This is a genomic window from Pseudomonas spartinae, from assembly GCF_965197125.1.
GTDB lineage: Bacteria > Pseudomonadota > Gammaproteobacteria > Pseudomonadales > Pseudomonadaceae > Aquipseudomonas > Aquipseudomonas composti_A.
Genome location: NZ_CBDAMB010000001.1, coordinates 451,277 through 477,483, shown reverse-complemented (window position 1 = coordinate 477,483; position 26,207 = coordinate 451,277). Strand labels below are relative to the sequence as shown.

Here is a 26,207-nt window from a genome sequence, read left to right as displayed (position 1 = left end):
CGATGTATTGGCCACCAGCGAGCGTCTGCGCACGGCGGTCAGCCAGGTAGCGCAGGTGGTGGAGAACACCGCAGGCCGTGCTGTTCAGCAGCAGGAAATGACCGATATGGTGGCCACCGCCGTGCATGAGATGGGCCTGACCGTTCAGGAGATCGCACGCAACGCCAGCAATGCAGCGCAGTCATCGCACAGCGCGCGTGATGAGGCGCAGACGGCACGTCAGGTGGTGGGCCAGTCCATCGCCCATATCGAGCAGATGTCTGCCGACATTGGCAGTGCGGCGGGCGCGGTAAGCGAGCTGGCCCAGCAGGTCGCGTCCATCGATCAGGTGCTGGCGGTGATTCGTGGTATCTCCGAGCAGACCAATCTGCTGGCACTGAATGCCGCCATCGAGGCCGCACGCGCTGGGGAAATGGGCCGCGGATTTGCCGTGGTCGCCGATGAGGTGCGGACCCTGGCCAGTCGCACCCAGGCGTCGACTGACGAGATCCAGCAGATGATTCAACGCCTCAAGCAGGGCGCGGAAACGGCCGTCAGCTCCATGCATGCCGGCCAGTCGGCTACCGTTACCGGCGTCGAGTCCAGCCAGCGTACCGGGCAGTCGCTCGGCGCCATCACCGAGCAGGTCGAGCGCATCAGTGACATGAACACTCAGGTGGCTGCAGCGACCGAAGAGCAGAGTTCGGTCACCGAGGAGATCAACCGCAACGTACAGGGCATCGCCGATCTGGCCCACGCCACCGCCGGCGAGGTGCGCGCCTGCCGTGAGGATTGCCAGACGCTCAGCCGCCTGGCCGATGACCTGACTGGGCAGATGGGCAAGTTCCGTCTCTAGTCGTGATGGCTCTTGTCCGCGGGGCCGCCTGGGTTACGCGCAGCGTTTATCGCCGCCGACTTGCAGGTGAACCCTGGCCATCGCCCCTGAAGCCGTCGCGCTTCAGTGATCGGCCGCAACCAGGCGGTTGCGGCCCTCGCGTTTGGCGCGGTAGAGCGCACCATCCACGCGCTTGAAGAAGGCGTCGGCGTCGTCATCGTGGCGACTGCTGAAGCAGCCGACGCCCAGGCTGGTGGTCAGCTCCAGGCGCTGACCGGCCAGCAGCAGTCCTTCGGTTTCCAGCACCTGGCGGAAATGTTCGGCCAGATCCCAGGCCTGGGCCAGTGTGGTGCCTGGTAGCAGTACGCCGAACTCCTCGCCTCCCAGGCGGAGCAGGGCATCGCCATCACGGCGAAACACCTTGCGCATCTGCTCGGCGAAGGCGCTCAGGCACAGGTCACCAGCGGTATGGCCGTGTTCATCGTTGACCTGCTTGAAGAAGTCGATATCCATCAGTACCAGGGCCAGCGGCTCACCCTGGCGTACAGCACTGGCTACCAGGCTGGGGAACAGGTTGTTGAACTGATAGCGATTGCCCAGTTGGGTCAGGCTATCGGTGCGGCTGAGCAGATCCAGCTGGCTTTGCTGCTCCAGCAGCTTCAGCTCCAGATTCAGCGTGGCGCGGTATTCGCGATGATTGCGACCCAGTACCAGAACCAGATAGCCGAGGTAGAAGGTCAGGGTGATCAGCATTGCGTGCATCTGTTGCCAGTGCAGTGCCATCACTGCCAGGCCTGGCAGATAGAGCAGGGCCAGCGCCAGCAGGGCACGGCCCCGGCGCATGGCGAAGTTGAAGGTCATCGCCGTGGCGAAGGCCACCGTGGCCAGGGTGGCGATCATCTGCGAGCCGGTGTAGGCGTCGCTGTATAGCGCCAGTGCGTGGGCCTGGCCCCAGCACAATGAGGTCAGCAGGATCAGGCCCCAGTGGCGGTCGAGCCAACGCTGCAACTGCTCGGGACTGTCGATGCCATCGGGGCGGTGCAGCAAACGCGCCGCCATCAGGCCGGCGAACAGGATACTGCCCAGCAGCCCGATGAACATCAGGCTGCCAGGCTCTGTGCTGAAGGCCCAGGTCAGCAGCCAGGCCAGCAGGTAGAAGATGCCACCCAGGCGGGTGCGGATACGGGTGTCATCCACTTCACGCCACAGGGCGAAGGTGTTGGGTTGGCGCGGTACTTCGGCGTCGGTCATCGTTTTTCGGCCTGCCACCGCAGGCAGCCACCTCCGGGCCCTCGCGGGTGACGTCAGAGCCTTCTCCAGGAGGCTTTTTTGTGATCACAGAAATAGCATGTTGCGAGCATAGCGTCTTTCGGGAGCGCAAGAGTGTCCTTCTGCCAGTATTTACGGCCGCCCGTCAGCCGCGGCGAATCATCCAGATACCGGCCACGATCAGCAGCAGACCTGCCACCTTGCCGAAGGTGATGGGGGATTCGCGAAAGCCGGCCCAGCCGAAATGATCGAGGGTGATGGCCATGGCCAGCTGTCCGGCGATCACCAGCACCATGAACAGCAGCGCGCCCACGCGTGGCCCGGCGAAAGCTGCCGTGGCGATGAAGAAGGCGCCGAGCAGGCCTCCGCTCCAGTGCCACCAGGTCAGCTCCCGGAGCGCGCCGAGCCCCGGCATCTCGCGTTGGCTCAGGGTCATCAGCAGCAACGCCAGGCTGCCGACGATGAAGGAGATCAGCGCAGCGGCGAAGACACTGGAAAGGTGACGGGCAAGCTGGCCATTGATACCAGCCTGCAGAGGCAGCACCGCGCCGGCGAGGAAGGGCAGGGCCAGTAGCCAGCCGCTGACTTGATTCATGGGACGCTCCTAGAGTTACACAAAGGCGCAATTATGCGGCGCGCGCCTTCGGGATGCAGCTCATGCGCATTTGCACGAGGCTGGGTGCCCGGTCGCTGTGCATTTCCATTGCGCATAATTGGCGACTACCTCACGTATCTGGAATCCGACCCGCTCGGACAGGCTGTACCCACTTTGCATAGTGGCTAAGTGGTATTACTCTTGCGCGCCTGTCTCTGGCTCGTCGCGCCAGGCTCATCTACATAAACAAGGAAGAACACCATGAAAGGAATTCGTGCCGGTCTGGCGCTTGTATTCATTGCTCTGGCAGCGTTGACTGGTTGTGCAACGCCTCAGCCGCCGGTTGCCATGGACCAAGCTTTCTGGGCTGAGAAGCAGGATCGCATCGGCATCGCCATTACCGAGATTCCCGCCCCTTCGGTTCAGATGACCGGGCAGCAGGGCCTGCTGGACATCGCAGTCAACAAAGGCATGGCTTCGGGGCTGACCAAGAAGGTCGAGAGCTGGGACTCCACTAGCCTGCGGGGCTTGCAGCAGAAGGTCGCCGAGCGCCTGCAGGCTCAGGGCTACAGCGTCAAGCTGCTGGACAAGCCCTATGACTTCAAGGACTTCAAGAAGGCCCAACGCAAGCTGGGGTACGCCGACCTCGACATGACGCCGCTCAAGGCTCAGGAGGGGATCGATAAAGTGGTGTTGCTCATGGTTGGCGTTAACGGTACGACGCGCAGCTATTACGGCATGATTCCTACCAGTGACCCGGTTTCCCTGGTAACGATGGTCACCACCATTGTCGACCTGGATGACAATCGCCTGGTCTACTTCCAGCCCTCGGCTGTGAGCCGTGCCGCGGAAGGCGAATGGGATGAATCGCCTGAATACCCCAATCTGACCAACGCGTTCTACAAGGCGCTGGACGAAGTTGAGCAAAAGATCCTGCTGCCTTTCGATGCGCAGCAGCTATCCAGTAACTGATCGTGCGCCCTGGGCTGGTCGGTGCCGCTCTGCTGGGGCTTGCACTGTCAGGGTGTGCGACTGATCCGAACCTGGCTCCTGTGCGCAGCGAGACGCTGGAGGCGCAGCTGGCGCAGGGCTTTCAGCTGATCATCGAGGCCCCTGACGATGGTTGGTTGAATGCGGATGTCGCTGTCGATGGCGCACGCTTGTTCGAAGCTGGCCAGCAAACCTCCAGGCACCTCAGCAGTACCATGCAGGGAGTGGCCAACTCCGGTACCGGAGGGGGTGGCGCTGCCGTCATGGGAACGGTGATCGGTTCGATGTTGCTGGCTAACCTGTCGCAATCGGGTGTCGAGCGAGACGCTCGTCTTTCTGCCAGGCGTCAGATCGAACCGGTCAATCAGGCCCTTGGCGATCACGACTGGGCAGACTATTACCGAGCGGCCTACAGCCGGGTTCTAGCCGAACAAGGCTATGCGCCGGCCACGACTGCCGACCTCAACCTGCGAATCACTCCGCGCTTGCGCTTCAGTGAGGGTATGCAGGTGCTGCGTTTGGTCTGCGAGGCACGTGTGACGCAAGGTCCGAAAGTCCTGTATGCCGGGCGCATCGAATCGTTTGCCGAACCCGAGCAATGCGAGGATTGTGCGAGCCGCTGGCTGGAGCAGGACGCGACCCGCTTGCATGCGGCTGCCAACGCTGGCGTGGGTGACTGCGCCGCGCTGCTGGCCAGCGACTGGCGCACGAACAGATTCTCCGGGGTTGCCAGCCAGGAGCAGACCCTGCGCTATCAGCTTGGCGCGACGCGGCATGTCGAGCGCGGCCGCCTGCTCGCACTGGGAGGTTCTCGCTCGGTGTTTTTCAGCCTGCGAGGCTGGCTCAAATCCATGCCGGTGGCTGTCGAGGCGCACTAACGACTGTCAGTCGGGTCGCCTCGGCGACCGACCTATGTGTCTGTGTGCAGCGGCTTTTCCAACTGCACCAGTGCAACGCGCCTGCCATCCGGGGCGCGGCGTTCGGCGATGCCAACGGTGTGGTAGCCCATGCGCGTGTAGAGCAGCAGGCCGCCGGCGTTGGCGTTGAAGCAGGACACCTTCATCAGCGGTGCCTTGTAGCGCTCGCGAGCGATTCGCTCCATCACTTCCACCAGGTATCGCGCCACGCCCTGGCTACGTGCCCAGGGCGCCACCATGAGGTTGCCCAGGGCGCAGAACTCGCCGTGCTGCCATTGGTAGAAATTGGCGAAGCCGGCGACTTGCCCATCCAGCTCCACCACGGTGCTCTCGCGTCGCTCGGCGATGGCTGCAGCGAGCTGGCCGACGTCGAGCGGCCAGATGGCCTTGGGGTAGCAGAAGAACAGCTCATCGAGGTTCTGCGGGAAGCCGACCACGTCGCCGAGGTCGGCAGCGGTGGCCGGGCGGTGTTGCAGGTTTGCGTTCAAGCCGAGAGGTCCTTGTTCAGCGCGGTGGATATTGCGAGAGCACCTGGGTGACGGTTTCGCGGATCGCTCGTTCACGCTCGGCCGGTGTGGGCGGCTGAGCGCGCATGATCTGTTCACCACTGCCGCGCCACACCAGCTTGCCGTCCTTGGCGTCGTACAGATCGATCTGCAAGGTGGCGACCTTGTAGTCCACGCGGCGTGTTTCGGTGAAGGCCGGGCCTCCCCAGTAACCACCCCAATAGCCACCCCAGCCACCGCCGTATTGAGTGGTGATCTGATCCTGGCGCTCGTCGACGATCAGCACGCTCTGCACTTTCAGGTCGCCCTGGCCGTCGGCTGCCTGACGCAGGCCGCGCTGTTCGAGTTGTTCGGCGACGGCCTGGCTGATGCGCGCTTCGGTGAGGTCGCTCTTCAGGCGTATGTCGTCTGGCTGGTAGAGCAGCTTGGCGTCCATCCAGCTCCAGCTGCGGTAGGCGCCGAAGTCGCGGCTGGGGTCGAAGTCGCGCTCCAGGCTGACGCTGGCGCAGCCACTCAGGAGTAGCGCCACGATCAGGTAGGACAGGTTACGCATGGTGCTCTCCAAGGCTTGCGATCAATAGGGTGGGTAGCCGTCCAGTGCGCTGCGGATGGCCGCACGCATGGCGTCGGCCTGTGCCGCCTGGTCCTTGCCGGCCACGGCTTCGCCGCTACCTGACCAGACCACCTGGCGGTCGCGTGGGTCGATCAGTTCGATGCGTACCACGGCCACTTTCTGTTCGTAGGTGCGCACGATGGGGACGCTGCCGTAGGCGCCGTAGCTGCGATCCCAGTGGCTGCCGGTGCCGTAGTAGCCGCCGACGTTGTCCTGGTATTGGCGCAAACGGGTTTCCTGGCTGATGCGGGCGCTGACCAGCACGTCGCCAGGGCCATTGAGTGCAGGGCGCAGGCCGTATTGGTCGAGGCCGGCGCTGACACTGTCGGCCAGCTGATCAGCGCCTGGTGCGCGGCCATCGAGCCAGCTCCAGCTGCGGTAACGGCCGTAGTCACGCGGTGCTGCCGGGTAGGCGCTGCGATCGAAGGTGGTGGCCGCTTCGGGCGGCGCCGGTGGCATGGGTAGCGACTCGGCCTGGTACGGATTCTGGCTCTGGCAGGCGGCTAGCAGCGGCAGGATGAGTATGGCTATGGCGGTGCGCATGGTCGTCTCCTTGGTCGTGCGCGGCATCCCCGATGGCTTCAGGCTACGCTGGCCCACCGGCTTCGTCCAATGCACTCAGGTCGGCCGGCAGATCCAGTGCAGGTAGCGGCCCAGGCCGGCGAAGCTTGGGTGGCGACGGTACGCCAACTCCATTTCCAGCAGGTCGATCAGCTCGGCCTTGGCCTGGAATTCCGGCGGCATGTAGTCGTGGAATACGCGCACGCCGCTACGGCTTTCGACCTGCCAGTTGGCGGCGAGTTGCGTGTCCAGCTCGTTTGGGTCGAGCGGCTGTTGCGGGGTCAGGCTCTGGCCTTCGCCGGCGAAACGCTCCTTGCGCAGCTTGCGGAAATGCCCCTTGAGCAGGTTGCGGTAGATCAGCGCGTCCTTGTTGTAGAAGGCCAGCGACAGCCAGCCGTCCCTGGCCGTCAACTGATGCAGCGCTGGCAGGATTGCCGCCGGTTCGGCCAGCCACTCCAGCACAGCGTGGCACAGCACCAGGTCGAAGGGCTTCGGCAGTTGGCCGAGCAGGTCCTGCCAGGGCGCCTGGATGAAGGTGGCGTGCTGGCCTGCCTCGGCGAAGCGCTGGCGTGCTCCGGCGAGCATGGGTTCGGCGGGCTCGGCGAGGGTGACCTGATGACCGCGCTGGGCCAGCCACAGGCTCATGTGGCCAAGGCCGGCACCGACATCCAGCACGCGCAGCGGACGATCCGGCAGCGTTTCAGCCAGGTCGGCCTGCAGCACGGCGAGGCGGATGGCACCCTTGGCGCCGCCGTAGATCTTCTCGGCGAAGCGGGTGGCGAGTTCGTCGAAGTGGCGGTCACTCATTTGAGGAAACGCCGTTCGTTGTCGGCGAGCTTGTCGAGCACGACCTGGTTCATGTCGAGGCCCAGCTCGCTGCACAGTTGCAGCAGATAGAGCACCACGTCGGCCACTTCCTGGCCGGCATGGGCGAGCTGGTCGGCAGGCAGCTGGCGCGACTGCTCTTCGCTCAGCCACTGGAAGATTTCCACCAGCTCGGCCATTTCCACGCTGGCGGCCATGGCCAGGTTCTTCGGGCTCTGGTAACGGCGCCAATCGTTGTGATCGCGAATGGCGTGCATGCGGGCGGTGAGTTCAGCGAGGTTCATGGTGCGGCTCCGTTCGAGCCGCATAGCTTCGACTCGAACGGCGCGCGCTGCAAGCTGCCCGGCGCGCTTATTCACACGTAGGAGCGGCTTCAGCCGCGATCCGTTTCGCAGCTGAAGCGAAATGCCGCCCAGTCGCTCCTACAACAGGTGGTGGTCAGCTATCCAGCGGCTGCCAGCTACCGGCCATATGCGGCGTGTCGCCTTCGCCGATCAGGCGGAACTGACCGCTGGCGCCAGGCTCGCTGGCTTGCAGGGCAAGGTGGGTGGGCAGCAGCACGGGCTTCTGGAAGCGCACCTGCACTTCGTAGCCGGCTTGCGGCAGGTGAGCGTGCAGAGCCGCCAGGCTGCGCGCCTTGTTCCACAGACCATGGGCGATTGCACGTGGGAAGCCAAACAGACGTGCCGTCATGGCATGGAGGTGGATCGGGTTGTAGTCGCCGGCCACGCGCGCGTAGCGCCGGCCTGTATCGGCAGGGGCAGCCCAGTCGGTCAGTGGCGCCAGCTCAAGGGGCTGCTCTTCGGCCCGCAGCGGCGCCTGGCCTTCGAGATGCAGGGCGCGGCAGAGAATGCGACTGTCACCTTCCCAGAGCAGGCCGAGTTGATCCTCCAGGCGAGTGATCAGGCTGAACGTGGCGCCCTTGTCGTGGGGTTGCAGATCGGTGACCTGCACGCTGATCTGAAACGGCCCCAGCCCACCCAGTGGGCGCAACACGCGGATACGATTCTCCAGGTGCACCAGGCCCAGCAGCGGGAACGGAAAGCGGCGGTCGGTGAGCAGCTTCATCTGCAGGCCGAAGGCGAGCACATGTGGATAGACCGGCGGCAGGTAGGGACTGTCTGCAATGGCGCAGACCTGGCGATAGCGCGCCAGGTGCTTCGGGTCCACGTCGACACGGCAGCGCAAGCCGATATTGGGCAGCTGGCGGCCAGTCACCTTGCGGCGCAGGGCTGCGCGCAGGAACAGGCCGGGCAGAGCCGGTGGTGTATCGAGATCGAGCCAGTCGATGGCCATTGGCGAACTCCTTGGCGAATGAATGACAGCAGCTTAACCCTCAGACCCACGCTGGCATTGGCTGTTCTGCCCAACGTGTGCGCAGCCTAGCCAATCCGTCTGCGACGCGGTTTGCGCGCGATGGCTCGCTGACCCTAAGATGGCGCCGTTCACGAATAACGCTCACTAATAAGAAGAACAGCAGGAATCATGCGTGATCTGACCGACGATGTGGCGCTGATGCGCCCGGTAATCGATGCCCTGCGTGCCAGCGGAACCGACCCTGACCGCGTGCTGGTGCGCGTTGGCCTGCCTCCTGGCGGGCTACCGGCTGGTCGCTTTCCCCATGCGGCCCAGGCGGCATTCTGGAAGGCCGCCAGCGAAGAATGCGGCGAACAACATGTCGGGCTGTACCTGGCCCAGCACCTACCAGCCTTCCATGGCCTGTTGCTGGAATACCTGTTTCTCTCCAGCGAAACCTTTGGCGTCGGCCTGCGCCATGCACTGCGCTACGTCCGCCTGCTCTCCGACACCCTCAACGCGCGCCTGGACGTGGACGGCGATACCGCCGTACTGACGCTGGGCGTGGAGGCCGACACGCCGCGTCATTTCCCGGAGATGCTGGCAGGGGCGGTGATCCGTCTGTTTGCGGCCCTGACCGAAAACGATTTCCGCCCGCGTGAAGTGTGCTTCATGCATGCCGAGGGCGCACCGGCAGAGCGCTACCTGGCGGTTTACGGTTGCCCGGTACGCTTCGGCGCCGAGGATTGCGCGCTGCTGTTCGACGCCGCAGTGCTGGACAAGCCCTCGCGCCACGCCGCCCCCGAATTGCTGCGCATGCATGAGTCGCTGGCGCGGCGGCAGCTGGCGGAAGTGGAGAGGCTGGACCTGGTGCGCCAGGTGCGAGAGCTGATTGCCGAGCTGCTGGTCGATGGTGGCGCCACGCTGGAGCAGGTGGCGGGGCGTTTGAACATGCCGCCGCGACGTCTGCGCGAGCGCCTGGCCATGGCCGGCGTGCGCTTCAACGACCTGATCACCGATTACCGCTGCCGCCTGGCCAAGGAGCTGCTGCTCAATACCGACGAGCGTATCGAGGTGATCGTCGAGCGTACCGGCTTCTCCGAGCCGAGCACTTTCTACCGTGCGTTCAAACGCTGGGTTGGCGAAACGCCCGTGGAGTTTCGCAAGCGCGGCAAAGGTTGATGCCTCTCTGTGGTAGGCGCTTCAGCGGCGACGGTCGCGGCTAAAGCCCCTCCCACACCTAGTCACTCGCCTGTACCCTAGGGTGGGCCAGGCGGCAATCCGCTTTAGCCCACCAGCGCCCTTGTCTCAGGCCCCCAGCAGACTCTGCCCGCACACCCGCAGCACCTGCGCGGTCACCGCGCCAGAGCCCGGCTGGGCGAACCAGGCCACGGCCTCGGCGACGTCCTGCGGCAGGCCGCCCTGGCTCATCGAGTTCATCCGGCGTCCGGCTTCACGGATGCCCAGCGGAATGGCGGCGGTCATCTGGGTTTCGATGAAGCCGGGGGCCACCGCGTTGATGCTGATACCTTTTTTAGCCAGGGCCGGTGCCCAGGCCTGAGCCAGGCCGATCACGCCGGCCTTGCTCACCGCGTAGTTGGTCTGGCCCATGTTGCCGGCGATGCCGCTGATCGAGGCGATCAGCACCACGCGGCCGTTGTCGTGCAGCTTGTCGGCGTCCAGCAGCGCCTGGGTCAGCACCTGCGACGCCTTGAGGTTGACGTCGATCACCGAGTTCCAGAACGCATCGCTCATCTTCGCCAGGGTCTTGTCGCGGGTGATGCCGGCGTTGTGTACGACGATATCGAGGCCATCGGGCAGGGCTTCGACCAGGCGCTGCGGCGCGTCCTCGGCGCAGATGTCCAGGGTCACTGGATGCCCGCCCAAGCGTGCGGCCAGGGCCTGCAGTGCATCGGCCGCCTGGGGCACGTCGAGCAGCACCACCTCGGCGCCATCCCGGGCGAGCACTTCGGCGATGGACGCGCCGATACCGCGCGAGGCACCGGTGACCAGTGCCTTCTTGCCGGCCAGCGGGCGCGTCCAGTCCCTGACCTGTTCGCCGCAGGCGGCGAGGCGCAGCACCTGGCCGGAAACGTAGGCGCTTTTCGGTGAGAGGAAGAAGCGCAGCGCGCCTTCCAACTGCTGTTCGCCGCCCTTGCCGACATAGAGCAGCTGCACGCTGCCGCCGCGACGGATTTCCTTGCCCAGCGAGCGGGTGAAACCCTCCAGCGAGCGCTGCACGCTGGCGGCTATCGGATCCTTGAGTGACTCGGGCGCACGGCCCAGCACCACTACGCGCGGGCTGTTGGCCAACCCCTTGAAGGTGGGCTGGAAGAAATCGCGCAGCTCGATCAGCTGCTCGAAACGGGTCAGCTGACTGGCGTCGAACACCAGCGCCTTGAGCTTGGGGCCGTGTTCGGCGGTCCAGCGCGGCAGGTCCAGCTGGCCGTCGCGCGCGGCGAACAACTGGTCGGTGAGCTTGTTGGCGAAGGGCTGCACGGCCTTGAGCAGATCGCCGTCACCGCCCAGCAGCAGTGCGCCGTCCACCGGCCTGACGCGGCCGGCCATCCAGCGTTCCAGGCGCACCGGCGCCGGCAGGCCGAGGGCACCGACCAGGCGCCGGCCGGTGGGCGAGTTGGCGAAAGCGAGATAACGATCGGACATGAAGCTCTCCTGCGGGCGAATCGAAAGTTGTGTCACTGTACGCGGCACTTGGCAAAGCGCAATTGACTCTGTTGCCTCACGTGCCGGCAAGGCGGCCAATGTTCGTACCCAGCCGAGGTTTAGCCTGTTCGGCCATAACGCTACAGTGTAAGTCTCATGTTTCTGGGAGCCGGCTGACGGGCAATAGTTCGCCGCAGGTTTCTTCGATTTCTCGACCAGCAAGGAGTCCCCATGACCCAGTTGCGCAGGGTCGCCATCGTCGGCGGCAACCGTATTCCGTTCGCCCGATCCAACACCGTCTACGCCAGGGCGAGTAATCAGGAGATGCTGACCAGCGCCCTCGAAGGGCTGGTGGAACGCTTCAATCTGCATGGCGAACGCCTCGGCGAGGTGGTGGCCGGTGCCGTGCTCAAGCACTCGCGGGACTTCAACCTGACCCGTGAATGCGTGCTGGGCTCGCGCCTGGCACCGGAAACCCCGGCCTACGACCTGCAGCAGGCCTGCGGCACTGGCCTGGAAGCGGCGATTCTGGTGGCCAACAAGATCGCTCTTGGCCAGATCGACTGCGGCATCGCGGGCGGTGTCGACACCACCTCCGATGCACCGATCGGCGTCAACGAGGGGCTGCGCCAGATTCTGCTGGAGGCCAATCGCGGCAAGAGCACGGGTGACAAGATCAAGAGCCTGCTGAAGATTCGTCCGCGCCACCTTGCGCCGCATATCCCGCGCAATGGCGAACCACGTACCGGGCTGTCGATGGGCGAGCATTGCGAGCTGATGGCGCAGCGCTGGGCTATTCCTCGGGACGAGCAGGATTCGCTGGCGCTGACCAGTCACCAGAAGCTGGCGGCGGCCTACGCCGAGGGCTGGCAGGACGACCTGATGACGCCGTTCCTGGGCCTGACCCGCGACCAGAATCTGCGCCCGGACATCAGCGCCGAGAAACTCGCGACTCTCAAGCCCTGCTTCGAACGCGGCCCGCGCGGCACGCTGACGCCGGCCAACTCCACGCCGCTGACCGATGGCGCCTCGCTGGTGCTGCTGGCCAGCGAGGAATGGGCCAAGGCCCGTGGCCTGCCAGTGCTGGCCTACCTGCGCGACGGCGAAGCAGCGGCGGTGGATTTCGTCCAGGGCAAGGAAGGCCTGCTGATGGCGCCGGTCTATGCGGTGCCGCGCCTGCTGGCGCGCAACGGCCTGACGTTGCAGGACTTTGACTACTATGAGATCCACGAGGCCTTCGCCGCCCAGGTGCTGTGCACGCTCAAGGCCTGGGAGGATGCCGAGTACTGCAAGGAACGCCTGGGCCTCGACGCCGCGCTGGGCTCCATCGACCGCAGCAAGATGAACGTCAAGGGCAGTTCGCTGGCCGCCGGCCACCCGTTCGCCGCTACCGGCGGACGTATCGTCGCCAACCTGGCCAAGCTGCTATCGGTGGCCGGCGAAGGGCGCGGGCTGATTTCCATCTGCGCGGCCGGTGGTCAGGGTGTGACTGCAATCCTCGAACGGTAATCCAATAGCGGTGGTTGCAAGTCATCGCGGCCACTCGATGTAAGCAACTCCGTGATTCGGGCGGCCCGTGTGATGCGAGGCCGCCCTTTTTTTGCCCGCTACCTGCCGTGGGAGGGGCTTGAGCCGCGACAAGCGCTTGCCGTGCTGTTGTCGCTGAACGCTGCGGTGGCCTGCCGCGCGGCAAATCACCACAGCGCCAGTTATGTATTTAGCGGCTAGTCTTTTAGTGCGCATTGATCCAGATCAATGCGGCAATTCGCGTTTTGCTCTGCAGCTTTTCGGCTGTACTGCGCTTCCATAAGAACAATTTCAGCTCGTTTGACTCCAACACCTGGAGTCTATGGATCGGCTTTGCGTGCTGGGGCCGAAATAACCCTGAATGAGGATGTGACATGTTCGGCCTAGAGGCGCTTGATCTCGCCCGAATCCAGTTTGCCTTCACCATTTCGTTCCACATCATCTTTCCCGCCATCACCATCGGTCTGGCCAGCTATCTGGCCGTGCTCGAAGGGTTGTGGCTGAAGACCGGCAACACGGTGTACCGCGATCTCTACCATTTCTGGTCGAAGATCTTCGCGGTCAACTTCGGTATGGGTGTGGTCTCCGGCCTGGTCATGGCCTATCAGTTCGGCACCAACTGGAGTGCGTTCTCCGACTTCGCCGGCGCGGTCACCGGGCCGCTGCTGACCTACGAGGTGCTGACCGCGTTCTTCCTCGAAGCGGGTTTCCTCGGCGTCATGCTGTTCGGCTGGAACCGCGTCGGGCCGGGGCTGCACTTCTTCTCCACGGTGATGGTGGCCATTGGCACGCTGATCTCGACCTTCTGGATTCTCGCGTCCAACAGCTGGATGCACACGCCGCAGGGCTACGAGATCATCGATGGCCGGGTGATTCCGGTCGACTGGTTCGCCGTGGTGTTCAACCCCTCGTTCCCCTATCGCCTGGCGCACATGGCCACGGCGGCCTTCCTCGCCACGGCGTTCTTCGTCGGTGCTTCGGCGGCCTGGCACCTGCTGCGCGGGCGCGATAACCCGGCGATCCGCAAGATGCTGTCGATGGCGGTATGGATGGCGCTGCTGGTGGCGCCGGTACAGGCCTTCATCGGTGACCTGCACGGCCTCAATACCCTGAAATATCAGCCGGCGAAGATCGCCGCCATCGAAGGGCACTGGGAGAATGTCGGTGATGAGCCGACCCCGCTGATCCTGTTCGGCTGGCCGGACATGCAGCGTGAGGAAACCCGCTTCAAGGTGGAAATTCCCGCGCTCGGCAGTCTGATCCTGACCCACAGCCTGGACAAACAGGTGCCGGCGTTGAAGGAATTCCCGCCGGAGGACCGGGCCAACTCCACCATCGTGTTCTGGACCTTCCGCATCATGGTCGCCATGGGCCTGATGATGATTCTGCTCGGCCTCTGGGGCACCTGGCTGCGCCGCGGTGGCCGGCTGTTCCAGTCGCGGCCGTTCCTGCACCTGGCGGTGTGGATGGGGCCGTCGGGCATCCTGGCGATCCTGGCCGGCTGGTACACCACCGAGATCGGTCGCCAGCCTTGGATCATCCATGGCCTGATGCGCACCGCCGATGCGTCCTCTGGGCACAGCGCGACGCAGATGGGCGTTACCCTGGCGCTGTTCGTGGTGGTGTACTTCGTGCTGTTCGGCGCCGGGATCGGCTACATGCTGCGCCTGGTGCGCAAGGGGCCGAAGATCGACGAGGGCAAGGGTACCTCCGAGGGTGGGCCGGGCCAGCCGCGTACGCCAGCGCGTCCGCTGTCTGCTGCCGAGGAAGGCCTGGAAGATGGTGAAACCGACACCTTGCCGGAGAGGAACTGAACATGGGTATCGACCTTCCGCTGATCTGGGCGGTGATCATCGCCTTCGGTGTGATGATGTACGTGGTGATGGATGGCTTCGATCTGGGCATCGGCATCCTCTTTCCCTTCGTTCGTGACGATGGCGAGCGCGACGTGATGATGAACACCGTCGCGCCGGTCTGGGACGGTAACGAGACCTGGCTGGTACTCGGCGGTGCGGCGCTGTTCGGCGCCTTCCCGCTGGCCTATTCGGTGGTGCTGAACGCGCTTTACCTGCCGCTGATCCTGATGTTGCTGGGGCTGATCTTCCGCGGTGTGGCCTTCGAATTTCGCTTCAAGGCCAAGGCCGCCAAGCGCCACCTGTGGGACAAGGCCTTCATCGGCGGCTCGCTGACTGCGACCTTCTTCCAGGGTGTGGCGCTGGGGGCGTACATCGACGGTTTCGAGGTGGTCGACCGGACCTTCGCGGGCGGCGCTTTCGACTGGCTGACGCCGTTCTCGGTGTTCTGCGGCGTGGCACTGATCGCCGCCTATGCGCTGCTTGGCTGCACCTGGCTGATCATGAAGACCGAAGGTCGCCTGCAACAGCAGATGCATGATCTGGCGCGCCCGCTGGTGTTCGTCCTGCTGGCGGTGACGGGCATCGTCAGCCTGTGGACGCCGTTCGCCCACCCGGATATCGCCGAGCGCTGGTTCAGCCTGCCCAACCTGTTCTGGTTCATGCCGGTGCCGGTGCTGGTACTGCTGTGCACCTGGGCGCTGTTGCGGGCCGTGGCCAGCAACGCCAACTACTCGCCGTTCCTGCTCACCCTGGTGCTGATTTTCCTTGGCTACAGCGGTCTGGGCATCAGCCTGTGGCCGAACGTCATTCCGCCGTCGATCAGCATCTGGGAAGCCGCCGCACCGCCGCAGAGCCAGGGCTTCATGCTGGTGGGCGCGTTGTTCATCATTCCCTTCATCCTCATGTACACCGCATGGAGCTACTACGTATTTCGCGGCAAAGTGACGGTGGATGATGGCTATCACTGAGGACGCGGTCATGACCGAAACCGAAGAGAAGAAGCCGCTGTGGCAGCGCCTGGGTTGGCTGGTACTGATCTGGGCCTGCAGCGTCACCGCGCTGGGGATCGTGGCGTGGTTGCTGCGACTGTTCATGAGCGCGGCGGGGTTGGGGACGCCGAGCTGAATGCCGTCTCCTTGGACTGCTGAATAGGTGTTCTGCCTGGAACTGGCGATATGATTCGCAGCAGCCTCTTCCTTCAGTCCAGCGGCAGGTTTTCTCCGCGCAATTCGGCAGCGCGGCGGCGCAACAGTTCGATGAAGGTGCTCTGCGCCTGGGTCGGTTTTTCACCTTGGCGCCAGAGCAGGCCAAAAGGCGCCATGCGCTCTTCGATGTCCAGTGGCAGCGCCTTGACCAGGCCCATCTTCAGGTAGTCACCGAGCGCGGTTTCCGAGAGCACCATCAGCGCGTTGGTCAATTGCACCAGTTGCTGCATGGCGTATACCGACCCGCATTCGATGATGTCTGCCGGCTGCGGCAGCGCCAGGCGCTCCAGGGCGCCGTCGAAGGCGATGCGTGCCGGGCTCGATTCCGGCTGCAGGATCCACGGCCAGGCGCCGACCAGCTCCTGCAGGGTCAGGCGCCGCCGCCTGAGCAAGGGATGGCCCTTGCGCACCACCAGCATCAGGCGTTCGTTGCCAAGGGGCTCGAAGGCATAGTGCTGGCTGTCCATCGCCGCGTTGCGGCGCGCCACGGCCAGATCGATCTTGCCCTGCTCCAGTGAACGGATGATCTGGTCACTGGTATCGCCGGTGATGCGAATGCGCAGCTGAGGCTGCAGCGCCTTGATTTCGGCGATGGTATTCATCACCAGGCGTGGCGCCGCACCCATGATGGTGCCAATGGTCAGGTAGCCATAGCCGCCCTGCTGGCGAGCGGCGAGATCCTCGGCGCAGCGGTTCAGGCCATTGAGCGCGGTCTCGGCGAACAGCAGCAACTGCCGGCCCAGTGCAGTCGGGCGCATGCCGCGTGGCAGGCGCTCGAACAGCTCGCAGCCGAACATCTCCTCGATCTCATGCAGCATGCGCGTGGCCGCCGGTTGCGACATGTTCAGCATCTGCGAGGCCCGGTGCAGGTTCTGGCTCGAGCCCAGGGCAATCAGCATGTGCAGGTGTTTGTAACGCAAGCGGTTGAACAGATTGCGCGGGCTATTGGGCGATTGCATGGCAGATTCCAACGATACCTTTTAGTTATCGATATTAAGCGAGATTCGATTGGTCGTGCATCGATGGTCGCCGTTAGAGTCGGGGCTACAAAAACAACAGCCCCGAGGCTCGCATGCTTACCATCCCTACCGCGTCTAGACACGCACCGTCACTTCCAGCATCCCCATTCGCTCAGCGCTCAAGCCGTCATCCGGCTGTGGTCTGAGGTTTTCCCTGGCGCCAGTCGCCAGCCCACGCAGTGCACAATAATTCCAAGAGGAATACTGTCGTGAATAACGTACCTGCTGCTCTGATCGCCAAGATTTCCTGGCGGCTGCTTCCCTTCTTGCTGTTGATGTACATTCTCGCGTTTCTTGATCGCGCCAACGTCGGCTTCGCCAAGCTGGCATTCCAGGCCGACACCGGGATCAGCGATGCCGCCTTCGCTTTTGGGGCCGGCATCTTCTTCGTCGGCTATGCCCTGCTCGAAGTCCCCAGCAACCTGATCATGCACAGGGTCGGAGCGCGCATCTGGATGTGCCGGATCATGGTCACCTGGGGCCTGCTCTCGGCGGCCATGATGTTCGCCCACAACGAAACGACCTTTTACTTGCTGCGCTTTCTGCTCGGCGTGGCCGAGGCCGGTTTCTTCCCCGGGGTCATCTACTACCTCACGCAGTGGTTCCCTTCGGCGTCGCGTGGCAAGGCCATGGGCTTCTTCTACTTCGGCGCACCGCTGGCGTTCATTTTCGGCGCGCCGCTGTCGGGCCTGTTGCTGGAGTTCGATGGCTTCGCCGGGCTGCACGGCTGGCAGTGGATGTTCCTGATCGAAGGCTTGATGGCTTCGGTGGTCGGTGTCTGGGCCTACTGGTATCTGGACAACAAACCGGCCGATGCCAAGTGGCTGAGCATTGAGGAGCGTCAGAGCCTGCAGGCCGCTATCAGTGCCGAGGATCGTGAAAAACAGTCCCATGGCCACAACCTGCTCGCGGTGCTGTTGCAACCGACCGTGCTCTATCTGTGCGCCATCTATCTGTTGATCCAGGCCAGTGTGTACGGCGTAGTGTTCTACCTGCCCAGCCAGGTGGCCGGGCTGATGGGCAGCAAGGTCGGCTTCATGGTTGGCCTGGTCAGTGCCATCCCCTGGGTTTGCGCGCTGCTCGCCGCCTGGCTGATTCCCGCCTGGTCGGATCGTACAGGTCAGCGTCAGCGCACCGCCTGCCTGACACTGCTGATGTCGGCGGCCGGCATCGCCCTGTCTGTGAGTGTGACCAGCCCACTGGTGGGCGTGCTGGCGCTGTGCTTCGCCGCGGCCGGTTTCATCGCGGTGCAGCCGATCTTCTGGACCCTGCCTTCGAGCTACCTGGCCGGTAGCGCCGCTGCGGGCGGCATCGCCCTGATCAATTCCTGCGGTGCTCTCGGTGGTTTCATTGCGCCAATCCTCAAGAACTGGGCGGAAACCGCCGCCGCTTCGTCCGCCGCCGGCCTCTACCTGCTGTCTGTCACCACTGTGATAGCGGCGTTGATGGTGCTCGTCTTTCGCCTTCCCGGCGGACGAGAGCAACTGAACCGGCCCGCCACCTCTCACTGAATCGAATCAAGGAGCAATGTCATGAGTGTCCCGACGATCAAGCAGGTACGTGCTTTCACCCTGCGCGGTGGTGGCGCCGATTACCACGACCAGGGCGACGGCCACTGGATCGACGACCATATCTGCACGCCCATGAGCAAGTATCCCGAGTACCGTCAGAGCCGCCGCAGCTTTGGCATCAATGTGCTTGGCACGCTGGTGGTGGAAATCGAGGACAGCGCCGGCAACGTCGGCTTTGCCGTGACCACGGGGGGGGAGCCGGCCGCCTATATCGTCGAGAAGCACCTGGCGCGCTTCATCGAGGGGGCAAAGGTCACCGACATCGAGAAGATCTGGGATCAGATGTTCAACTCGACCCTGTACTACGGGCGCAAGGGCCTGGTGATCAACACCATTTCCGGTGTCGACCTGGCGCTCTGGGATCTGCTTGGCAAGGTGCGTCAGGAGCCCGTGCACCAGTTGCTCGGTGGCGCCGTGCGCGATGAGCTGCAGTTCTACGCCACCGGCGCGCGCCCTGATCTGGCCAAGGAAATGGGCTTCATCGGCGGCAAGCTGCCGCTGCATCATGGCCCGGCCGAGGGCGAGGAAGGTCTGCGCAAGAATCTCGAGGAACTGGCGACCATGCGTGAGCGGGTCGGCAAGGACTTCTGGCTGATGCTCGACTGCTGGATGAGCCTGGATCTCAACTACGCCACGCGCCTGGCCCACGGCGCCGCCGAGTTCGGCCTGAAGTGGATCGAGGAGGCGCTGCCGCCGGACGACTATTGGGGCTACCGCGATCTACGCAAGAACGTGCCGGCGGGCATGCTGGTGACCACCGGTGAGCACGAGGCGACGCGCTGGGGCTTTCGCATGCTGCTGGAGATGGGCTGCTGCGACATCATCCAGCCCGATGTCGGCTGGTGTGGTGGCATCACCGAACTGCAGAAGATCTCGGCGCTGGCCGATGCGCACAACGTCATGGTCGTGCCGCATGGCTCGTCGGTATACAGCTACCACTTCGTCGCCACCCGCACCAACAGCCCGTTCGCCGAGTTCCTGATGATGGCGCCCAAGGCCGACGAGGTGGTGCCGATGTTCCATCCGCAACTGCTCGGCGAACCGGTGCCGGAGCGTGGCCGCATGCGTCTGTCGCGCCTGGATAAACCGGGCTTCGGTGTCGAGCTGAACCCCGAATGTGCCCTGCATCGTCCCTACACGCACTGATTGGAGCGCCCCATGAAGTTGCCCCTGAACCCCTTCAAAGCCGCCCTGGCCAGCGGTCAGTCGCAGTTCGGCATCTGGGCCGGATTTGCCAGCGGCTACGCCGCCGAAATGGTCGCCAGTTTCGATTACGACTGGATGCTGATCGATGGTGAGCACGCGCCCAATACCCTGCTGACACTGCAAGCGCAGTTGCAGGCCGTGGCGCCATACCGCAGCGCGCCGGTGGTACGGGCGGTCAACAGTGACCCGGCACTGATCAAGCAGTTGCTCGATATTGGCGCACAGACGTTGATGATCCCCATGGTCGAAAGCGCCGAGCAGGCGCGTGCCTTGGTGCAGGCCACACGCTACCCGCCGCACGGCATTCGTGGTGTGGGTGGCGGCCTGACCCGCGCCACGCGCTGGGACAGCGTGCCGGATTACCTGAAAAGCGCCCATGAGCAGCTGTGCCTGATCGTGCAGGTGGAATCGCGCGCCGGGGTCGAGAACGTCGAGGCGATTGCCGCCGTCGAGGGTGTAGATGCGGTGTTCGTCGGCCCGGCGGACCTGTCCACCAACCTTGGTTACTACGGCGATGCCAGCCAGCCCGAGGTGCAGCAGGCGATTCGCCGTGCCATCGAGGCCACGCTGGCGGCCGGCAAGGTAGCCGGCATCCTCGCGCCGCAGGAGGCCGATGCCCGCCGCTACCTCGACTGGGGCTGCCAGTTCATCGCGGTCGGCATCGACATCAGCCTGATGCGCCAGGCCGCACTCGCCAACCTGAGCAAGTACAAGGCGCTGGATGACCAGCCCGTGGCTTCACGCACCTACTGAACCGGCGCAAGTCGGCACTGACAACAGGAAAACGCCATGTCCGTTACCGTCTATCAGAACTACATCAACGGTGCCTTCACTGCCAGCCAGGAGCACCTCGACGTCTTCAACCCTGCCAACGGAGAGCTGCTGGCCAAGGTGCCGGCCTCCACCGACGAGGATCTTGACCAGGCCTTCGCTGCGGCCCGGGCCGCGCAGAAGGACTGGGCACGCAAACCGGCCATCGAACGTGCCGGCTATCTATGCAAGATCGCCCAACTGATCCGTGCCAACGCCCCGGCACTGGCGCGCACCATCACCCTGGAGCAGGGCAAGATCAACGCTCTGGCCGAGGTGGAAGCGAATTTCACCGCCGACTACCTCGACTACATGGCCGAGTGGGCACGTCGTATCGAAGGCGAGGTGATCAGCAGCGACCGCGCCAACGAGCAGATCTTCCTGCTGCGCAAGCCGCTGGGGGTGGTCGCCGGTATCCTGCCGTGGAACTTCCCGTTCTTTCTCATCGCTCGCAAGATGGCGCCTGCACTGATCACCGGTAATACCATCGTGATCAAACCCAGCGAGGAGACGCCGAACAACTGCTTCGAGTTCGCCAGGCTGGTGGCTCAGACCGACCTGCCGCCGGGCGTGTTCAATGTGGTCAGCGGTGACGGCCGGGTCGGTGCTGGCATGACTGGCAGTGGCCAGGCCGACATGATCAGCTTCACCGGCAGCGTGGAAACCGGCCAGCGCATCATGGCCGCGGCCGCACCGCACCTGACTAAGCTCAATCTGGAACTGGGTGGCAAGGCGCCGGCCATCGTCCTCGCCGATGCCGATCTCGATCTGGCGGTGCGTGCCATCCGCGACTCGCGCATCATCAACACCGGGCAGGTGTGCAACTGCGCCGAGCGCGTGTATGTCGAGCGCAGTGTGGCCGAGCCATTTATCGCGCGCCTGGCCTCGGCCATGGCAGCCACCCGCTATGGCGACCCGGTCGCCCAGCCGGATGTGGAGATGGGCCCGCTGATCAACCGCGAAGGTCTGGACAAGGTAGCGGCCAAGGTGCGTGAAGCTCTGGCCCAGGGCGCGACGGCGGTGACCGGTGGCCAGGTGGCCGATCTTGGTCGGGGTTACCACTATCAGCCCACGGTGCTGGCGGGCTGTCGCGCCGACATGCCGATCATGCGCGAAGAAATCTTCGGCCCGGTGCTGCCGATCCAGATCGTCGATGACCTCGACGAGGCCATCGCCTTGGCCAACGATTGCGAGTACGGCCTGACCTCATCGCTCTACACCCGCGACCTGGGCAAGGCAATGCATGCCATGCGCGAAATCGACTTCGGCGAAACCTACATCAATCGAGAGAACTTCGAGGCCATGCAGGGGTTCCATGCTGGGGTGCGCAAGTCGGGTATCGGCGGTGCCGATGGCAAGCACGGCCTGTACGAGTACACCCACACCCAGGTGGTCTATTTGCAGGGCTGACTGCTCCAGCCAGACGCAGGCGCTTTGGCGCCCGTGTCTGGTTTGCCCCTCGGCTAGTAAGGGCCGCTTCTGCGGTCATTTCCCAGGAGGCCCGATATTCGCCCTCAGCGATACGATCATGCGTGGTTTCGCCGCGCTTAAGAGCACCGCCGATTTATGGTCGCATTGCGAAAGGCGGACAAGCTCCGCGTTGTCCACCCTAGGCTGTACAGCAACGCAGCGTGTCGCGTGCAACCTTCAACTTGTCGGTGCGCCTTTTTCTACCATTGCGGCCCAGGCAACCAGGCTGGGGCGCTGTTGCATCCGGGCATACCATTCTCGAAGAGCCTGGCAATCATCAGGAACCGCCAACCCTAGGAGCGCGGAGAAGATCATGCCGCCAATCACGGTAATATCCGCCATGGAGAAGGAGGGGCTGGCAACGAATGGCTGGCTCTTCAATACCTCATTGAAATAGCGCATGCCTCGTACGGCCTTGTCACGCATGTGCAGGCCCCACTCCCTGTTCTGATAGATCTCGACGTGTGAGCCTAGACCCGGGGTGGCATGGTGAAAGTACATGCTTACGGCATCCAGAAACTCGATCTCGGCCCGCTTGGTCATCATGTGAATCAGTCCCTTTTCAACGGCGGTGCTGCCGGTCAGGGTGGGTGAACCGTCCAGGTCGTCCAGATACTGCGTGATGGCCGTACATTCCGCGATGCGGGTACCGTCTTTCAGCTCCAAGACTGGAAGAGTGCCGGAGTAATTGATTTCGAGAAATTCGGGTGCCTTGTGCTCGCCTTTCCATAGATTGATCGAAACGAAGTCGACCTTTGCTAGCAGGCCTTTTTCCGCGAGCGCGATGCGCACTCGCGCCGGGTAGGGGCCGTTGTACCAGTCATAGATTTTCATCGGCAGTGGGGCAGCGTCGGTAGGGTGATTTGCAGTATTCATTTGTGTGCCTATCTATCAGTTGGTAGGCATAGTTGTAGGCGCTATCCGGTTTGTGTCAATACCTATCTACCAGTTGGCAGGTTGTGGGCTTGCAGTTAGCATTCTCGCCATCTTCCAACCGGTGGGGTAATGGCGTGAGTTCAAACGCACGAGAGGCCATCCTGACGGCTGCAAAGCAGGCGGCGCAGTCGCATGGTTATAGCGGGCTGAATTTTCGTGACCTGGCGGCTGTAGTCGGTATCAAGAGCGCGAGTATCTACTACCACTTTCCCAGCAAGGCCGATCTCGGCGCGGCGGTCGCCAGGCGTTACTGGGAAGATACGGCCGCCGTACTGGAGGCGATGCAGGCAGGGGCTGACAACCCGCTTGAATGCCTACAGCGGTATCCCTCCATTTTTCGCCGGTCGCTCGAAAGCGGAAACAGGTTGTGCCTTGGCAGCTTCATGGCCGCGGAGCATGAAGACCTTCCCACGCAAGTGAGGAGTGAGGTGCAGACGTTCGCCACCGTAAACGTGGCATGGCTGTCCAAGGTTCTGCTTGCGGCCGGGTTCGGCGATCCGGTTGCGTGCGAGGAGCGGGCACGGGCTATTTTCGCGGCTATTGCCGGTGCCCAGCTGATGGCCCGCAGCCGCGCCGATATCGCCTTGTTTGATTCGCTTCTGGAAGGCTATCGGAAGGCTGGGCTGCTGCCAGCCTGAGTAAAAGGCCGTGGTGCCGCGAACCAGGCAAGATGGGCTTAGTGCATTGATCCCGCTCTGACACGTGCAGCCCCAGCAGTGTTGCTAGACTGTGCCCCTTTGCCACGATCCAAGGGGGCTCAATGTTCGCCTTCAGCGAAGTCCTAGAACGCCGTTTCGCCGCCCTGCAGTGCTCTGCCGATTTCTGGTCGCTGCGCCATGTACGTGAGAGCAGGGCGTCCTATTGGGTGCGCCGGCGCGTGGCGCAGGCGCCTTCCTTCCTTGACGATGGCGGCGCCATGCTCAGCGTACGTATCGCCGGTGTCGAAGCCTATGCGGCCACCAGCGATCTCAGCCAGGCTGGCCTGCAGGCAGCGTTGGAGCGGGCCGAGCAGATTGCCCGTGCTCTGATCGGACACAACCTGCTGGCGCTCGCTGAGCTGCCGTATCCCGCCGAGCAGGCCGACGACGTGATGCCGGGTTACCAGCAGCCCCTGGCCAGCGCCGCACACTGGTTCGAGCTGCTGATGGCCGAGTCGGCGCTGATTCCCCAGGATGCGCGGCTGGTCGACAGCCATGTTGGCCTGACCTTCACCGAGCATGAGCAGATCTACCTGAATAGCGCCGGAGCCTGTCTGCGTCGCGCCCAGCGTTACGTCTTCCCGCAGGTGGGTGTCACCGCCAGTGATGAGCACGACAGCCAGAGCCGCAGCTTCGGCGGTACCCACCTGGCGCGCCAGGGCGGGGCCGAGGTGTTGCAGCAACTGGGCGTGATCGGCAGTACCGCGCGTATCGCCGATGAGGTGCTGCAGCTGCTGCTGGCGCCCAATACCCCTAACGGTGAACGTGACCTTTTGTTGCTGCCGGACCAGATGATCCTGCAGATCCACGAGTCCATCGGCCATCCGCTGGAGCTCGATCGCATCCTCGGCGACGAACGCAATTTCGCCGGCACCAGCTTTATTCGTCAGGACGATTTCGGGCATTACCAATATGGCTCGCCGCTGCTCAACGTCAGCTTCGACCCGGGTGTGCCGGGCGAGCTGGCCAGCTACAGGCATGACGACGACGGCACGCCGGCCGAGCGCCAGCTGTTGATCGAACGGGGCATCCTCCAGCGTCCGCTGGGTGGCGCACTGTCGCAGTGGCGCAGCGGTTTGCCAGGCGTGGCCAACAGCCGCGCCTGCAGCTGGAACCGGCCGCCCATCGACCGCATGGCCAATCTCAACCTGGAGCCGGGTGACAAGACCTTGGCCGAGCTGATCGGCGGCATCGAGCGCGGCATCCTGATGAGCAACAACCGCTCCTGGTCGATCGACGATGCGCGCAACAAATTCCAGTTCGGCTGCGAGTGGGGTCAGTTGATCGAAAACGGCGAGCTCAAGGGGGTGGTGAAGACCCCCAACTATCGCGGTATCAGTTCGCGCTTCTGGCGCAACCTGCGAGCGGTGGGGGACGCCAGCACCTTCGAGGTGATGGGCACGCCCTACTGCGGCAAGGGCGAACCCAATCAGGTGATCCGCGTCGGGCATGCCTCGCCGGCCTGTGTGTTCGCCGATATCGACGTTTTCGGAGGGGCGGCCTGATGGACGCACGTCAGCATTTTTGCGCATTGCTGGAGCACCTGCAGGAGCAGGTCGTGGGCGAGGAGGGCTTCACCTTGGGCTACGGCGCCGAGCGCTCCAGCTTCATCCGTTTCAATCAGGGCCAGGTGCGCCAGGCCGGGCAAGTACAGCAGGTGTACGTCACCCTGGCGCTGTACCAGGGTCAGCGCCATGCCGAGAGCAAGCTGGCACTCAGCGGTGTGCTCGATGAGGATGTGCCCCTGCTGCAGCAGGCGTTGCGACAACTGCGAGATGTACTGCCTTCCCTGAGTGATGACCCTTATTTGCGCCTGAACCGGGAGGCCTGGCGCAGCGAACTGGCCGGTGATGCGGTGCGCCTGGACAGCGCAACCATGGCGCAGCAGATCGTCAGGGCGGCGACGGGGCTGGATCTGGTCGGCTTCCTGGCCGTGGGGCCGCAGTACCAGGGTTTTGCCAGCTCCTGGGGGGCGTTCGGCTGGTACGCGGCGAGCAGCTTCAACCTCGAGTTCAGCCTGTTCCATGGCAACGGCCAGGCAGTGAAGAGCGGTTATGCCGGTGAGCAGTGGGATGCCCAGGCATTCGCCCGCAAGCTCGATGGCGCGCGCCAGCAACTGGCGTTTCTCGGCCGCCCGGCCAAGGCGCTGCAGCCGGGTGCCTATCGCGCCTACCTGGCGCCGGCCGCGCTGGAGGAGCTGGTCAGCCTGTGCTGCTGGGGCTTTGGCGCCCAGGCGTTGGCTTCCGGTGGCAGCCCCTGGCAGCGTCTGTTCAGCGGCAAGGCGCAGCTCAATCCGTTGCTGACGCTGGATGAGCGTATCGAAGGCGGCTTGGCCCCGGCCTTCACCGCCGAAGGGCCGCGTCAGCCGTTGCGCCTGATCGAGCAGGGCCGCCCCGGCGAGCGCATGGTCAGCTCGCGCAGTGCAGCTGAGTATGGCCTGATTGCCAATGGTGCGGGCCGGGGCGAATACCCCTTGTCGCTGCGCATGCAGGGTGGCGATCTGGATGAGGCCCAGGTGCTGCAGCGGCTCGGTACCGGGCTGTATATCGGCAACCTGTGGTACGGCAATTTCTCCGACCTGCCAGCCGGGCGCCTGACCGGCATGACTCGCTTCGCCACCTTCTGGGTCGAGGACGGGCAGATCCAGGCACCGGTCAACACCATGCGTTTCGACGATTCGCTGTTCGACTTCTTCGGCGCGCATCTGGAGGCGCTGACCCGCGAGCCGGAACTGCTGCTGCCCACTGGCACCTATGGCGCCAGGCAGACCGGCTCCATGGCACTGCCGGGGGCCTTGCTGTCACGGTTTGCCCTGACCTTGTAAGGCCGGGCTCACCCTCGGGCATCGCTGGGCCCGAT

Annotated in this window: 26 protein-coding genes; 15 read left to right on the top strand and 11 right to left on the bottom strand. The window is 64.0% G+C overall.

Features of this window, described 5'->3' with window-relative positions:
• The first annotated feature begins 97 nt into the window (after nucleotides 1–97).
• Entirely contained in the window at nucleotides 98–835 is a 738-nt protein-coding gene (locus ACN8M7_RS02270) for a methyl-accepting chemotaxis protein (protein WP_490259821.1), read from the top strand.
• 102 nt (nucleotides 836–937) lie between these two features.
• Here the strand turns inward: ACN8M7_RS02270 and ACN8M7_RS02265 are convergent, their stop codons facing one another.
• Nucleotides 938–2,065 carry a GGDEF domain-containing protein gene (locus tag ACN8M7_RS02265; RefSeq protein WP_490259630.1) on the bottom strand — a complete coding sequence of 376 codons (1,128 nt, stop codon included), beginning with the start codon at nucleotides 2,063–2,065 and terminating at the stop codon, nucleotides 938–940.
• 163 nt (nucleotides 2,066–2,228) lie between these two features.
• Nucleotides 2,229–2,678: a DMT family transporter gene (locus tag ACN8M7_RS02260; RefSeq protein ID WP_490259629.1), complete on the bottom strand. Its 450-nt coding sequence runs from the start codon at nucleotides 2,676–2,678 to the stop codon at nucleotides 2,229–2,231.
• Nucleotides 2,679–2,939: 261 nt separating this feature from the next.
• On the opposite strand from ACN8M7_RS02260, the gene ACN8M7_RS02255 reads away from it, so the two are divergent.
• Both ACN8M7_RS02255 and ACN8M7_RS02250 read left to right on the top strand, forming a co-directional pair.
• Nucleotides 2,940–3,650 carry a hypothetical protein gene (locus ACN8M7_RS02255; protein ID WP_490259628.1) on the top strand — a complete coding sequence of 237 codons (711 nt, stop codon included), beginning with the start codon at nucleotides 2,940–2,942 and terminating at the stop codon, nucleotides 3,648–3,650.
• A gap of 2 nt (nucleotides 3,651–3,652) precedes the next feature.
• Complete coding sequence (locus ACN8M7_RS02250) at nucleotides 3,653–4,546, top strand: hypothetical protein (RefSeq protein ID WP_490259627.1); 894 nt, start codon at nucleotides 3,653–3,655, stop codon at nucleotides 4,544–4,546.
• A 32-nt stretch (nucleotides 4,547–4,578) separates the two neighbouring features.
• Here the strand turns inward: ACN8M7_RS02250 and ACN8M7_RS02245 are convergent, their stop codons facing one another.
• The 6 genes from ACN8M7_RS02245 to ACN8M7_RS02220 form a co-directional block, all read right to left on the bottom strand.
• Complete coding sequence (locus ACN8M7_RS02245; RefSeq protein ID WP_490259626.1) at nucleotides 4,579–5,073, bottom strand: GNAT family N-acetyltransferase; 495 nt, start codon at nucleotides 5,071–5,073, stop codon at nucleotides 4,579–4,581.
• Nucleotides 5,074–5,089: 16 nt separating this feature from the next.
• Nucleotides 5,090–5,644, bottom strand: a complete 555-nt coding sequence (locus tag ACN8M7_RS02240; RefSeq protein ID WP_490259625.1) for a DUF4136 domain-containing protein — start codon at nucleotides 5,642–5,644, stop codon at nucleotides 5,090–5,092.
• A gap of 21 nt (nucleotides 5,645–5,665) precedes the next feature.
• Nucleotides 5,666–6,247, bottom strand: coding sequence for a DUF4136 domain-containing protein (locus tag ACN8M7_RS02235; RefSeq protein WP_490259624.1), 582 nt, complete (start codon nucleotides 6,245–6,247; stop codon nucleotides 5,666–5,668).
• A 75-nt stretch (nucleotides 6,248–6,322) separates the two neighbouring features.
• The gene (locus tag ACN8M7_RS02230) at nucleotides 6,323–7,072 is read right to left on the bottom strand and encodes a methyltransferase domain-containing protein (RefSeq protein WP_490259623.1); all 750 of its coding nucleotides are present in this window, start codon (nucleotides 7,070–7,072) and stop codon (nucleotides 6,323–6,325) included.
• The gene (locus ACN8M7_RS02225; RefSeq protein WP_143505484.1) at nucleotides 7,069–7,374 is read right to left on the bottom strand and encodes a nucleotide pyrophosphohydrolase; all 306 of its coding nucleotides are present in this window, start codon (nucleotides 7,372–7,374) and stop codon (nucleotides 7,069–7,071) included. Before ACN8M7_RS02225 ends, ACN8M7_RS02230 begins: the two co-directional genes overlap by 4 nt.
• Nucleotides 7,375–7,528: 154 nt before the next feature.
• Entirely contained in the window at nucleotides 7,529–8,386 is an 858-nt protein-coding gene (locus tag ACN8M7_RS02220) for a MaoC family dehydratase (RefSeq protein WP_490259622.1), read from the bottom strand.
• A gap of 189 nt (nucleotides 8,387–8,575) precedes the next feature.
• Between ACN8M7_RS02220 and ACN8M7_RS02215 the strand changes: the two genes are divergently transcribed.
• Nucleotides 8,576–9,568 carry an AraC family transcriptional regulator gene (locus ACN8M7_RS02215; RefSeq protein ID WP_490259621.1) on the top strand — a complete coding sequence of 331 codons (993 nt, stop codon included), beginning with the start codon at nucleotides 8,576–8,578 and terminating at the stop codon, nucleotides 9,566–9,568.
• A gap of 126 nt (nucleotides 9,569–9,694) precedes the next feature.
• On the opposite strand, the gene ACN8M7_RS02210 is transcribed toward ACN8M7_RS02215, so the two are convergent.
• On the bottom strand, nucleotides 9,695–11,050 hold the full coding sequence (locus ACN8M7_RS02210) for a 3-oxoacyl-ACP reductase (protein ID WP_490259620.1): 1,356 nt from the start codon (nucleotides 11,048–11,050) through the stop codon (nucleotides 9,695–9,697).
• 231 nt (nucleotides 11,051–11,281) lie between these two features.
• On the opposite strand from ACN8M7_RS02210, the gene ACN8M7_RS02205 reads away from it, so the two are divergent.
• The 4 genes from ACN8M7_RS02205 to ACN8M7_RS02190 all read left to right on the top strand — a co-directional run bounded on the left by ACN8M7_RS02205 (nucleotide 11,282) and on the right by ACN8M7_RS02190 (nucleotide 15,558).
• The gene (locus tag ACN8M7_RS02205) at nucleotides 11,282–12,559 is read left to right on the top strand and encodes an acetyl-CoA C-acetyltransferase (protein WP_490259619.1); all 1,278 of its coding nucleotides are present in this window, start codon (nucleotides 11,282–11,284) and stop codon (nucleotides 12,557–12,559) included.
• Nucleotides 12,560–12,951: 392 nt separating this feature from the next.
• Nucleotides 12,952–14,391, top strand: coding sequence for a cytochrome ubiquinol oxidase subunit I (locus ACN8M7_RS02200; protein WP_490259618.1), 1,440 nt, complete (start codon nucleotides 12,952–12,954; stop codon nucleotides 14,389–14,391).
• 2 nt (nucleotides 14,392–14,393) lie between these two features.
• Nucleotides 14,394–15,401, top strand: coding sequence for a cytochrome d ubiquinol oxidase subunit II (gene cydB / locus ACN8M7_RS02195; protein ID WP_061240456.1), 1,008 nt, complete (start codon nucleotides 14,394–14,396; stop codon nucleotides 15,399–15,401).
• 10 nt (nucleotides 15,402–15,411) lie between these two features.
• Nucleotides 15,412–15,558 carry a DUF2474 domain-containing protein gene (locus ACN8M7_RS02190; protein WP_490259617.1) on the top strand — a complete coding sequence of 49 codons (147 nt, stop codon included), beginning with the start codon at nucleotides 15,412–15,414 and terminating at the stop codon, nucleotides 15,556–15,558.
• A 73-nt stretch (nucleotides 15,559–15,631) separates the two neighbouring features.
• Here the strand turns inward: ACN8M7_RS02190 and ACN8M7_RS02185 are convergent, their stop codons facing one another.
• A complete protein-coding gene (locus tag ACN8M7_RS02185; RefSeq protein ID WP_061240458.1) occupies nucleotides 15,632–16,597 on the bottom strand; it encodes a LysR family transcriptional regulator in 966 nt (321 codons plus the stop codon).
• Nucleotides 16,598–16,866: 269 nt separating this feature from the next.
• On the opposite strand from ACN8M7_RS02185, the gene ACN8M7_RS02180 reads away from it, so the two are divergent.
• Genes ACN8M7_RS02180 through aldA form a run of 4 tightly spaced genes read left to right on the top strand, consistent with a single transcriptional unit; the run spans nucleotide 16,867 to nucleotide 21,654 of the window.
• Entirely contained in the window at nucleotides 16,867–18,168 is a 1,302-nt protein-coding gene (locus ACN8M7_RS02180; RefSeq protein WP_061240459.1) for an MFS transporter, read from the top strand.
• 21 nt (nucleotides 18,169–18,189) lie between these two features.
• Nucleotides 18,190–19,374: an L-rhamnonate dehydratase gene (gene rhmD / locus ACN8M7_RS02175; protein ID WP_061240460.1), complete on the top strand. Its 1,185-nt coding sequence runs from the start codon at nucleotides 18,190–18,192 to the stop codon at nucleotides 19,372–19,374.
• 12 nt (nucleotides 19,375–19,386) lie between these two features.
• Entirely contained in the window at nucleotides 19,387–20,187 is an 801-nt protein-coding gene (locus ACN8M7_RS02170) for an HpcH/HpaI aldolase family protein (protein WP_490259616.1), read from the top strand.
• Between the two features lie 36 nt (nucleotides 20,188–20,223).
• Nucleotides 20,224–21,654, top strand: coding sequence for an aldehyde dehydrogenase (gene aldA, locus ACN8M7_RS02165; RefSeq protein WP_490259615.1), 1,431 nt, complete (start codon nucleotides 20,224–20,226; stop codon nucleotides 21,652–21,654).
• 237 nt (nucleotides 21,655–21,891) lie between these two features.
• Here aldA and ACN8M7_RS02160 read toward each other — a convergent pair whose 3' ends face one another.
• The gene (locus tag ACN8M7_RS02160; protein WP_156458613.1) at nucleotides 21,892–22,548 is read right to left on the bottom strand and encodes a glutathione S-transferase; all 657 of its coding nucleotides are present in this window, start codon (nucleotides 22,546–22,548) and stop codon (nucleotides 21,892–21,894) included.
• Between the two features lie 176 nt (nucleotides 22,549–22,724).
• On the opposite strand from ACN8M7_RS02160, the gene ACN8M7_RS02155 reads away from it, so the two are divergent.
• The 3 genes from ACN8M7_RS02155 to ACN8M7_RS02145 all read left to right on the top strand — a co-directional run bounded on the left by ACN8M7_RS02155 (nucleotide 22,725) and on the right by ACN8M7_RS02145 (nucleotide 26,172).
• A complete protein-coding gene (locus ACN8M7_RS02155; protein WP_490259614.1) occupies nucleotides 22,725–23,288 on the top strand; it encodes a TetR/AcrR family transcriptional regulator in 564 nt (187 codons plus the stop codon).
• 122 nt (nucleotides 23,289–23,410) lie between these two features.
• The gene (locus ACN8M7_RS02150) at nucleotides 23,411–24,853 is read left to right on the top strand and encodes a TldD/PmbA family protein (protein ID WP_490259613.1); all 1,443 of its coding nucleotides are present in this window, start codon (nucleotides 23,411–23,413) and stop codon (nucleotides 24,851–24,853) included.
• Nucleotides 24,853–26,172, top strand: a complete 1,320-nt coding sequence (locus ACN8M7_RS02145) for a TldD/PmbA family protein (RefSeq protein WP_490259612.1) — start codon at nucleotides 24,853–24,855, stop codon at nucleotides 26,170–26,172. The genes ACN8M7_RS02150 and ACN8M7_RS02145 overlap by 1 nt, the downstream gene beginning before the upstream one ends.
• The last annotated feature ends 35 nt before the right edge of the window (nucleotides 26,173–26,207 follow it).

Excerpts from the sequence above, each read along its gene's own strand:
- ACN8M7_RS02160 (WP_156458613.1), bottom strand. The coding sequence starts at position 22,548 with ATGAAAATCTATGACTGGTACAACGGCCCCTACCCGGCGCGAGTGCGC.
- ACN8M7_RS02270 (WP_490259821.1), top strand. The coding sequence starts at position 98 with ATGACCGATATGGTGGCCACCGCCGTGCATGAGATGGGCCTGACCGTT.
- ACN8M7_RS02185 (WP_061240458.1), bottom strand. The coding sequence starts at position 16,597 with ATGCAATCGCCCAATAGCCCGCGCAATCTGTTCAACCGCTTGCGTTAC.
- ACN8M7_RS02265 (WP_490259630.1), bottom strand. The coding sequence starts at position 2,065 with ATGACCGACGCCGAAGTACCGCGCCAACCCAACACCTTCGCCCTGTGG.
- ACN8M7_RS02215 (WP_490259621.1), top strand. The coding sequence starts at position 8,576 with ATGCGTGATCTGACCGACGATGTGGCGCTGATGCGCCCGGTAATCGAT.
- ACN8M7_RS02260 (WP_490259629.1), bottom strand. The coding sequence starts at position 2,678 with ATGAATCAAGTCAGCGGCTGGCTACTGGCCCTGCCCTTCCTCGCCGGC.
- ACN8M7_RS02190 (WP_490259617.1), top strand. The coding sequence starts at position 15,412 with ATGACCGAAACCGAAGAGAAGAAGCCGCTGTGGCAGCGCCTGGGTTGG.
- ACN8M7_RS02145 (WP_490259612.1), top strand. The coding sequence starts at position 24,853 with ATGGACGCACGTCAGCATTTTTGCGCATTGCTGGAGCACCTGCAGGAG.
- ACN8M7_RS02235 (WP_490259624.1), bottom strand. The coding sequence starts at position 6,247 with ATGCGCACCGCCATAGCCATACTCATCCTGCCGCTGCTAGCCGCCTGC.
- ACN8M7_RS02255 (WP_490259628.1), top strand. The coding sequence starts at position 2,940 with ATGAAAGGAATTCGTGCCGGTCTGGCGCTTGTATTCATTGCTCTGGCA.
- ACN8M7_RS02230 (WP_490259623.1), bottom strand. The coding sequence starts at position 7,072 with ATGAGTGACCGCCACTTCGACGAACTCGCCACCCGCTTCGCCGAGAAG.
- ACN8M7_RS02210 (WP_490259620.1), bottom strand. The coding sequence starts at position 11,050 with ATGTCCGATCGTTATCTCGCTTTCGCCAACTCGCCCACCGGCCGGCGC.
- ACN8M7_RS02220 (WP_490259622.1), bottom strand. The coding sequence starts at position 8,386 with ATGGCCATCGACTGGCTCGATCTCGATACACCACCGGCTCTGCCCGGC.
- ACN8M7_RS02150 (WP_490259613.1), top strand. The coding sequence starts at position 23,411 with ATGTTCGCCTTCAGCGAAGTCCTAGAACGCCGTTTCGCCGCCCTGCAG.
- ACN8M7_RS02240 (WP_490259625.1), bottom strand. The coding sequence starts at position 5,644 with ATGCGTAACCTGTCCTACCTGATCGTGGCGCTACTCCTGAGTGGCTGC.
- cydB (WP_061240456.1), top strand. The coding sequence starts at position 14,394 with ATGGGTATCGACCTTCCGCTGATCTGGGCGGTGATCATCGCCTTCGGT.
- ACN8M7_RS02205 (WP_490259619.1), top strand. The coding sequence starts at position 11,282 with ATGACCCAGTTGCGCAGGGTCGCCATCGTCGGCGGCAACCGTATTCCG.
- ACN8M7_RS02170 (WP_490259616.1), top strand. The coding sequence starts at position 19,387 with ATGAAGTTGCCCCTGAACCCCTTCAAAGCCGCCCTGGCCAGCGGTCAG.
- aldA (WP_490259615.1), top strand. The coding sequence starts at position 20,224 with ATGTCCGTTACCGTCTATCAGAACTACATCAACGGTGCCTTCACTGCC.
- ACN8M7_RS02225 (WP_143505484.1), bottom strand. The coding sequence starts at position 7,374 with ATGAACCTCGCTGAACTCACCGCCCGCATGCACGCCATTCGCGATCAC.
- ACN8M7_RS02200 (WP_490259618.1), top strand. The coding sequence starts at position 12,952 with ATGTTCGGCCTAGAGGCGCTTGATCTCGCCCGAATCCAGTTTGCCTTC.
- rhmD (WP_061240460.1), top strand. The coding sequence starts at position 18,190 with ATGAGTGTCCCGACGATCAAGCAGGTACGTGCTTTCACCCTGCGCGGT.